At 25.3% G+C, this 2125-nt stretch carries 2 protein-coding genes; both read right to left on the reverse strand.

What is annotated here, in order from left to right; translation table 11 throughout:
• Nucleotides 1-100 precede the first annotated feature (100 nt).
• Nucleotides 101-778, reverse strand: coding sequence for a hypothetical protein (locus tag AQ1689_RS00180; protein WP_101954811.1), 678 nt, complete (start codon nucleotides 776-778; stop codon nucleotides 101-103).
• 180 nt (nucleotides 779-958) lie between these two features.
• Nucleotides 959-2014 (reverse strand): hypothetical protein, encoded by a 1056-nt coding sequence (locus tag AQ1689_RS00185; RefSeq protein ID WP_145993705.1) that lies wholly within the window; start codon nucleotides 2012-2014, stop codon nucleotides 959-961.
• Nucleotides 2015-2125 lie beyond the last annotated feature (111 nt).

Consider the following 2125-nt stretch of genomic DNA (forward strand, 5'->3'; position numbering starts at 1 on the left):
CTCAAAAAACTAATTTATAGAATTATGAGCCTAGAATAATAATGTATAAACTTAATCAAGAAAAGAGTTGTTTTTTAGCTCAGTTCTTTGTTGGCAGTAGTTATTCTTCTTCAAGTTTGTTTATTAATTCTAAAGACTCATTAGGAATTTTATTTTCATCATCTTTTAGCACACAATCCCAGTCATCTTTTTTTTCATTATATTTCATAGATATACTTGTTACATTACAGTTTCCAACATCTTGAAAAATCTCGATAATGGTCTTTATGTCTATTTGAAATATTGATTTATCTTTATTCTTATCCGAGTTAAAAAAGATTCCTATGACTTCTTTTTCTGAATTTTCGTGAATTTCACAGTGTTCTTCATCAGTCAGTTTTTCATTTTCCATTAATTTTAGACTATAATCATCTACGGTAGAGATTATTGGGCTAAAAATATAACTATGTATAAATTGATTATTCAAAAATTTTAAATCGGATTTACGAATACTATAATTTCCAAAATCATAATATTCATCGAAACTATGTCTATTTCTTATTGTAATTTTCGTTCCTAAATTATTATGAACCTTATATTCTTTTTTAGTTGAGACAATTTTGTTAGTCAGCTTATTCGCTTCTATTAGTTTTCGGATTATATAAAACCCAAACATTATTTCCTTTTCGAATTTAGCGTACTTTTTAGGTGTCCAATATTTCTTAACTTTTATCTTTTTTTTTAATTTTTCAGACGTTTTTAGAAGTTCTTTTTTCCAATAATAACTTTCCAATATCATAAAATCGAGTTCAATTTGTTATTATAATTTTTTTATTACTGCCAACGTTGTTGTGTATGATTAGTTGCGTGTTTTAAGCACTAAAGCTAGTAAATAAAACACAGATAGAAAGTTCGTGAGGACTTTCGTAAATTGGCTAAAACCAAGCAATTAATTATACACGGTGTTGTAGCTAGTTTTTTATTCTTTATAAATGTATAATCTAATTTCGTTAAAAGTCTTAAACTTAAATAAATAAGCATTAATTCCGTTTGCGGATTTCCATTTCGTATCAATTCTACCAGAATCTTTTTCTTGTTCAATATCTAATGGATTGCCCAGTAATTCACTTACTACATTAACAATGAAATCATATTTCGAATTAAATTTTCCACTTAAATCTTTTTCTATTTTTGGATTAATTCTAAAATTTGATTCTTTGAAGGTTTTCCAATTAAATGAAACAACTTTAATGCTTTTATTATCTTTTGTATAGAAATAATTTGATTTTCCTTCAAAATAGGGACACTCAATTCTTCTATAACTTATCGGATTACCAAATTTAAATTCTTTTTTATTTGGATAAATACCTTCTCCGAGAGACCAAAAATGTCCAAGTGAAACATCTTCTGAATTAATAGAATTCTCGTATTCAGTCATTTTTTTAAGTTCAAAATTCTCAATATTGTCAAATTCCGAAATCGCTAAATCAAGATGTTTTTTGAATTCTTTTTCTCCAAACTCAATATTTTTATTTTCATTCTTAATACAAGTTGAATCTATTTTTGTCTCAATTTGAAATGATTGAAAATTTTCTTTAGGAATAGTTTTAAACTTCTTGAAATCAATTTTCTCAATTTCATAAGGCCAATATTCAATTGATTTTACATCTTTAAATAGAGTAGAAGTGGAAGTTTTTTGAAGTTTTCTTTTCTTTGGTAATTTTATTTTTAAGTCATAATCAAGATTATCATTTAAACCACTAATTAATACAAGCATAGAATTAGTTTTGTTTCCAAATTTTCCGTTTGCAAACACACCAATTATTTGATTTTCTTTTGGCTCTGTTTTTATTATAGAATCCATTTTTGACAAATCAATAATTTCATTGTATGAACTTTTTGATATTAGTTTGAAATCCATATTTTTTTCTGGATTACTAAATTCAATTGTAAATATTGTTCCAATTTCAACTTCCTGTGAATAAGCGGAAATTGAAAGGCTCAATATTATGAATATGTTTAATAGTTTTCTCATTTCTTAAATTGGCTACAATATTAGGTCTATGTATAGTGCCATCCTGTAAGGTGGCATTATATATAGATAGTGTTGTGTGTTTTTTAATATTACTAAATTAAAAAAATAAAA

It is taken from the genome of Tenacibaculum finnmarkense (assembly GCF_900239185.1).
Classification (GTDB): domain Bacteria; phylum Bacteroidota; class Bacteroidia; order Flavobacteriales; family Flavobacteriaceae; genus Polaribacter; species Polaribacter finnmarkensis.

Bases quoted from the DNA above. Each gene is read 5' to 3' on its own strand.
- AQ1689_RS00180 (WP_101954811.1), bottom strand. From the start codon at position 778: ATGATATTGGAAAGTTATTATTGGAAAAAAGAACTTCTAAAAACGTCT.
- AQ1689_RS00185 (WP_145993705.1), bottom strand. From the start codon at position 2,014: ATGAGAAAACTATTAAACATATTCATAATATTGAGCCTTTCAATTTCC.